Annotated in this window: 6 protein-coding genes; 5 read left to right on the top strand and 1 reads right to left on the bottom strand. The window is 43.3% G+C overall.

The genetic code is table 11. From position 1 onward, the window contains the following. The 3 genes from A9957_RS09905 to A9957_RS09895 form a co-directional block, all read left to right on the top strand. A partial coding sequence (locus A9957_RS09905; protein WP_292344078.1) for an amino acid-binding protein occupies positions 1-386 on the top strand: 386 nt, incomplete at its 5' end. 12 nt (positions 387-398) lie between these two features. Beyond that, positions 399-1397: a homoserine dehydrogenase gene (locus A9957_RS09900; protein ID WP_096712184.1), complete on the top strand. Its 999-nt coding sequence runs from the start codon at positions 399-401 to the stop codon at positions 1395-1397. 16 nt (positions 1398-1413) lie between these two features. Continuing rightward, positions 1414-3099 (top strand): ATP-dependent DNA ligase, encoded by a 1686-nt coding sequence (locus tag A9957_RS09895; RefSeq protein WP_105460681.1) that lies wholly within the window; start codon positions 1414-1416, stop codon positions 3097-3099. On the opposite strand, the gene hmgA is transcribed toward A9957_RS09895, so the two are convergent. Continuing rightward, positions 3100-4344, bottom strand: a complete 1245-nt coding sequence (hmgA, locus tag A9957_RS09890) for a hydroxymethylglutaryl-CoA reductase (NADPH) (RefSeq protein WP_096712182.1) — start codon at positions 4342-4344, stop codon at positions 3100-3102. A gap of 279 nt (positions 4345-4623) precedes the next feature. On the opposite strand from hmgA, the gene A9957_RS09885 reads away from it, so the two are divergent. Both A9957_RS09885 and A9957_RS09880 read left to right on the top strand, forming a co-directional pair. Next, positions 4624-5157 carry a hypothetical protein gene (locus tag A9957_RS09885; RefSeq protein ID WP_292344076.1) on the top strand — a complete coding sequence of 178 codons (534 nt, stop codon included), beginning with the start codon at positions 4624-4626 and terminating at the stop codon, positions 5155-5157. A gap of 121 nt (positions 5158-5278) precedes the next feature. Continuing rightward, positions 5279-6580, top strand: a complete 1302-nt coding sequence (locus tag A9957_RS09880) for a TrpB-like pyridoxal phosphate-dependent enzyme (protein ID WP_292344074.1) — start codon at positions 5279-5281, stop codon at positions 6578-6580. Positions 6581-6585 lie beyond the last annotated feature (5 nt).

Genomic DNA, 6585 nt, shown 5'->3' with positions numbered 1-6585 from the left:
CACCTAGAGGCACCATTCCAGTACAGCTCGTTTTTGAAGCCGAACCTGATAATCTCGATGCAATTATAAAAAAACTTAAAAAAAATGGCATAGGAATCAGCAAAGTAGATGAAAAAAGATTGATCGAGGAAGGAGCAGTCATCCTGATAGGTCATATTGTCCATACCGATATTCAGGACACTATCGACAGCATTGACAGGACCGGGTATGCAGAAGTTGTGGACATTTCTCTTTCCATGCCCCATATAAATACCGCTTCATCTGCTTCCCTGAAGATATGTGCTGTAGGGATAAAGGAACTGCATGAAGCAATCAGCATACTAAAAAATATTGCAGAGAAAAAAGACCTGCTTGTTGTTGAGCCCATAAGGGCAGAATTTTCCTGAGGAGTTATACATATGAAAATTATTCGTGCATCAATAATCGGTTTTGGTTCTGTAGGACAGGGAGTAGCTCAGGTATTACTCCAGAAAAAAGAGGAGATCCAAAAAAAGGGTTTTGACCTGAAAGTTGTTGCTGTGGCTGATTCCAGAAGTGCTGCTATCGATGAAAAAGGCCTTGATCTTGAAAAGATTCTCAAGAGTAAAAAGGAAATTGGCCGGGTAGGACCCGAAACATTAAGCGGCCTGAAAGTTATCAGAAATGTAGATCATGAAGTTGTCATTGAAACCACCCCTACAGACATTGAAACCGGAGGAGTCGGGCTTGACAACATGTTGACAGCTTTTGAAAAGGGAATGGATGTGGTAACATCCAACAAAGGTCCCCTGGCCCTCAAATATGGGGAACTTGCAGAAGCTGCCCAAAAAAACAATGCTAAATTCAGGTTTGAGGCAACTGTCGGTGGTGCCATGCCGGCAATAAACCTGATACGTGATAGTATAGCAGGCAACTCAATTATCAGTATTGAAGGAATCCTGAATGGAACCTGCAATTACATCTTAACAAGGATGATGGAGGAGCACGCATCATATGAACAGATGCTTGCAGAATCCCAGGAGCTCGGCATTGCTGAAACTGATCCAACATATGATGTGGAAGGAATCGATGCTGCCTGTAAACTTGTAATTCTTGCAAACTATGTATTCGGAATGAAAGCAACATACCATGATGTGGATGTAAAAGGTATCACCAAAATTACTCCTGAAGCTCTCTCCCTTGCACAATCCGAAGGATATGTTATCAAGCAAATAGGAGAAGTCAAGGATGGATTTATCCAAACCTCACCACGTCTTGTTCCGGAAAGTCATCCACTTGCCGTTGGAGGAACCCTCAATGTTGTATCGGTGCAGACCGATCTTGCAGGCACAGTTACCTCAACTGGCAGGGGTGCAGGTTCTATCGAAACTGCGAGTGCAATCCTGAGCGACCTTATATCAATTTACAGAGAAGATTGAGAATAGGTGTTCATAAGTGACCTCTTTTGAATATTTTGCAAAAACATGTGCAAGTATCGAACAAATCCCCGGTTCACTGGAAATGACCGATGTGATTGCAAAACTCCTGAAAGAGGTTACAATTGAAGAACTTCCTGTCGTGACTCACTTTGTAATGGGTTCGGTTTTCCCTGCCTGGAGTGATAGGCAAATGGGTGTCGGGAACAGACTCCTATATACCGCCCTCTCAAAATCATCAGGGGTTTCAGAGGAAGAAATCGAAAATATCATCCGTAAAACCGGGGACATAGGGGAAACAGCAGTACAGGCCCTGTCATCCAATCCTGCAGGACAGTCCACATTCTCAGCATTTACTGAAGAAAAACCCGGCATGGAAATCAAAGAAGTTTATGAGAGGTTCACCCATATTGCAGATGCTACAGGAAAACGTTCTCAGAGTACCAAAATAAAAAATCTACAATATCTTTTCAATTCGGCAACCCCGATAGAGGCACGTTACCTGGCCCGGCTTGCTATCGAGCAACTGCGTATCGGTGTGGGAGAAGGAATTGTCAGAGATGCGATATCCAAAGCCTTTGATACTGATGTGGCTGCAGTCGAGCGGGCATTCATGCTGACAAACGACCTGGGGCTTGTAGCCGTTGCGGCCTGCAATGGTGGCAATGAAGAAGTACAGAAACTTGACATTCAGCTGAATCGGCCTGTCAAAATGATGCTGGCACAGGTAACACCCAGTATCCGGTCAGCCCTGAATGACCTCGGAGAAGTTGCTGTGGAATGGAAGTTTGATGGGGCAAGAGTGCAGATACATAAAAAAGGAGATAACATACACATATTCTCCCGCAGACTTGAAAATGTAACATCCTCCCTGCCCGATGTAGTAGAAGCAGTTCAGGAAAATGTGAATGCAGACACGGCTATTCTGGAAGGAGAAGCCGTGGCAATCGGAGAAGATGGTAAACCTCGCGCATTCCAGGACATACTTAAGCGGTTCAGAAGAAAATATGATGTTGAAGCAATTGCCAAAGCAATCCCCCTCAAACTAAACCTCTTTGACATACTCTACTTTAACGGGGAAAGCCTGATTGATAACCCACTCAGGAAAAGAAGAGAGTTATTGTTCCAGAATGTCCAGAGCAATGACAGGATACTCGTGGACAGACAGGTTATTACCGATAATGAGGAAGAGATACAGGAAATTTATGCAGATGCCCTCAGGGCAGGCCATGAAGGAATAATGATAAAAAAGCCCGATGCACCTTATTCACCCGGTAAAAGAGGCAAGAACTGGCTCAAGAAAAAGCCACTCATGGAAACCCTGGACCTTGTAGTTATCGGTGCCGAATGGGGATATGGACGACGGGCAAACCTCATTGGTTCCTATGCACTTGGTTGTTATGATCCGGACACCGGGAAATTCCCTGCCATTGGGAAGGTTGCCACCGGTATTACAGACGAAAAACTGGCAGAACTCACCACTCTTTTTTCTGACTTGATTGTTTATGAAGCCGGCCGAAAAATAGAATTAAAACCGGAAATTGTCTTTGAGATTGCTTTTGAAGAGATACAAAAGAGTCCCAATTATGAATCCGGATATGCCCTGCGTTTTCCCAGGCTTGTTAATGTGAGGGATGATAAATCTCCTGAAGAAGCAGAGAGCCTGGAAAGGATCGGGGAGATATACCACTCCCAGAGATCCTGATTATCTTCCCAGTTCAGCATGGGCGCGTGCCAGATGACCGGCTGCTTGTGCACCTACAAGAGAGATTTCTCCTGCAAGTACCGCTGATGCTATTATTTCAGCCAGTTTTTTTGAATTGGCACCAGGCACATCACTTCCACCGGCAACTCCCAGCAAAGCCAGGCATTCTGCCTGCGTACCTATTATAGTGCCTCCTCCTACAGTACCCAGCTGTAATGCCGGCAGGGTCACAGTACAATAAAGGGAGCCATATTTTGTAACATCCATTGTAGTTATCGCACTGCTACCCTCAACAACATGAGCAGGGTCCTGGCCACAGGCAATATACATGGCAGCGATTATATTGGCCGCATGGGCATTGAATCCCAGGGACTGCGCACGGGCTGAACCCAGAAGATTTTTCCTGTAATTCACCTCTTCCATTGCTTGCGGAGTGGTCTTTAATTTCTTTTCTACAACTTCAGCAGGCAATTCAGCCTCAACAACCACAGTTTTACCCCGGCCCTTGATGTTATTGATAGCTGCGGGTTTTTTATCGGAGCACATGTTTCCAGAAAGGGATATCGGATAAACACCGAACTCGTTACTGATCAGGTCCACAATCGCCTGGGTAGCAATAGTTACCATATTCATTCCCATAGCATCCTTGGTGTCAAATTCAAAACGCAGGTAAACATTGTTACCCAGTACATATGGTTCAACACCGGTAAGTTTACCAAAACGTGTCGTTTCAGAAACTTTATTTTGAAGTTGGCCAAAAACGTCCCCGTCTTTTATCCAGTCAACAAATTCTTTTGCATGATTAATATCATTCATCCTGAACACAGGCGCCCTGGTCATCACTTCATTGAAGACCCTCACTACAGTGCCACCTGAAACAGAAATCGCTGAACAACCACGATTCACACTGGCAACCAGAGCTCCTTCTGTAGTGGCAAGAGGAAGATAATACTCCCCTTGCGCAAATTCCCCACCTATTTTAACAGGACCTGCAATTCCCAGAGGAACCTGCACCGCTCCAATCATATTTTCAATATTGCGCTTACTTGCTTCATTTTCATTTATACTGAAACTACCAATATGTTCCAATTGTACATCTCTAATTCTTTCCAGAGCCATTCTGCGAAGGAGCACAGCCCTGTCCTTTTCGACATGTTTATCCAGACGATGCATTGAAAGGCTGCCACTTACCAGTTGGCTCAATAATTCCTTTTCTTCCATAGAAAGTTGATTTTCTGTATTCATTGTGATCACTAATGAGTTTTTGAATATGTATAATTAGCACATATTGTTACAAGTATTTCACGCATAATAATCTTTAGAAAATAAAATCTTAAAACATACTCCCTCATACTGATGATTACTATACAAGACGATGCGAATAACGTTAAATAAGAATAAATATAATTTGAACTTGCTAGTGGTATAGCAGGTGGTACAACAAGAGAGCTTACATTAATAGCGATAGTATAGGCTATCTGTTGTGCTTCTCTATCTTTATAGCAGACGTGGTGGTATGAGCTAATGAAGAGTGGGGATAGTCCAAACAAAGCCCCCGAGGCCAGCCAGAACCCCGATTCAGAATTCAATAAATGGAGAAGGGAATGGCTGGTCAAAAAGGCAAAGGAAAGAAGTAGCCATGGTACAAGGGAAAGTAATCCTGATATGGACAATGGCTTCTGGTACTGGTACATGGAAAAAAGTGCAAAGTTGCATCAAAGATATATGCGTCTTTATGATGATATTACTGCAAAAGAATTCAGGGAAAACAAAGAGGGAATTGATGATTCCAGGGATGACATAGATTACATAAGGCAACAATTTTTGAAACAGGATCGAGAAACAGTGAAAGTACTGGCAGACAAGCTTGCTAAAGTGGGTTTGGAAAAAGAATCAAAAGAATTCTTATCTTTAAAGCCCATGCATAAGGAAACTATCCAGAAACTTGACCGTTTTTTTGAAGTTTTGCATAGCAAACACTATAATGATCTTGAAATAATCGATTTTTATTTATCCCTCTCACCAGAAGAAAGAGTGGAGTTGGGTTGCAAACCCTAAAAATTCATGAATATATCTTTTCTTTTGCAACCTTTTCTGGTATGATTATCCGATAGTCTTAAATAAACAACTGTCCGTACAAAATAGTACTAAAGTGTACATTAAATATGAGGGACTTATCATGGAATATACAAAATATATACTCGATGAAAATGATATGCCAAAGAAATGGTATAATATTTTACCTGACATGCCCACCCCCCTTGAGCCTCCATTGAACCCTGCAACAAATGAACCAATCAAACCGGAGGAACTTGAACCTCTTTTTGCCAGGGAACTTATCAAACAGGAAATGTCTGATAAGCGTTACATAGACATCCCCGATGAAATAAAAGATATCTATAAGCTCTGGAGACCATCTCCCCTTTACCGTGCCTCAAGACTTGAAAAGGAACTCGGCACACCTGCAAAGATCTACTACAAGCACGAAGGTGTGAGCCCTGCTGGCAGCCACAAACCTAACACCTCAATTGCCCAGGCTTACTACAACATGAAAGAGGGAACCGAAAGGATTACTACTGAAACCGGAGCAGGACAGTGGGGAAGTGCTCTTTCCCTTGCATGTAACTATTTTGATATTGAATGTAAAGTGTACATGGTACAATCCAGTTTCTACCAGAAACCTTACAGAAAATCCCTCATCAACCTCTGGGGAGCAAATGTAATTCCATCCCCGAGCAATGAGACCCAGTTTGGCAGGAAGATCCAGGAAGATTTTCCTGACACAAGCGGAAGTCTGGGTATAGCCATCAGTGAAGCTGTGGAAGATGCTGCACTCAATGATAATACCAAGTATGCATTGGGAAGTGTGCTTAACCATGTGATGCATCACCAGACAATAATAGGACTGGAAACCCAGGAACAGATGAAAATGGCTGAGGATTACCCTGATGTCGTTATCGGCTGCTGTGGTGGTGGTAGTAACCTTGCTGGAATCGGCCTTCCATTCATCAAAGATAAAATGGATGGCAAGGATTTGAGAGTGATCGGTGTAGAACCATCCGCATGTCCTACTTTAAGCGCCGGGGAATACAGGTACGATTACGGTGATACTGCAAAGATGACACCATTGTTGAAAATGCATACTCTGGGATATGATTTCATCCCGCCTGCAATCCATGCCGGTGGACTGCGCTATCACGGTTGTTCACCCATAATCAGTCAGCTTGTCAATGAAGGTCTCATGGAAGCCACAAACTACCACCAGATCGAAGTATTTGAAGCAGGCGTGACCTTTGCCCGAACGGAAGGATTTGCCCCAGCTCCTGAATCATCCCATGCAATCAAATGTGCTATCGATGAAGCACTGAAATGCAAGGAAACAGGGGAAGAAAAGACCATCCTGTTCAATCTGAGTGGCCATGGTCATTTTGATATGATCTCATACGACAAGTATTTCAACGGGGAACTTGGAAACGAATAAAAAAA

This window comes from Methanohalophilus sp. DAL1, from assembly GCF_001683555.1.
GTDB lineage: Archaea > Halobacteriota > Methanosarcinia > Methanosarcinales > Methanosarcinaceae > Methanohalophilus > Methanohalophilus euhalobius.
Note: the sequence above shows the minus strand (reverse complement) of the source record. Positions and strands in the feature narration are given on the sequence as shown.

What these genes read in the sequence shown, in the direction of transcription:
- A9957_RS09900 (WP_096712184.1), top strand. Translation starts at nt 399, where the DNA reads ATGAAAATTATTCGTGCATCAATAATCGGTTTTGGTTCTGTAGGACAG.
- hmgA (WP_096712182.1), bottom strand. Translation starts at nt 4,344, where the DNA reads ATGAATACAGAAAATCAACTTTCTATGGAAGAAAAGGAATTATTGAGC.
- A9957_RS09885 (WP_292344076.1), top strand. Translation starts at nt 4,624, where the DNA reads ATGAAGAGTGGGGATAGTCCAAACAAAGCCCCCGAGGCCAGCCAGAAC.
- A9957_RS09880 (WP_292344074.1), top strand. Translation starts at nt 5,279, where the DNA reads ATGGAATATACAAAATATATACTCGATGAAAATGATATGCCAAAGAAA.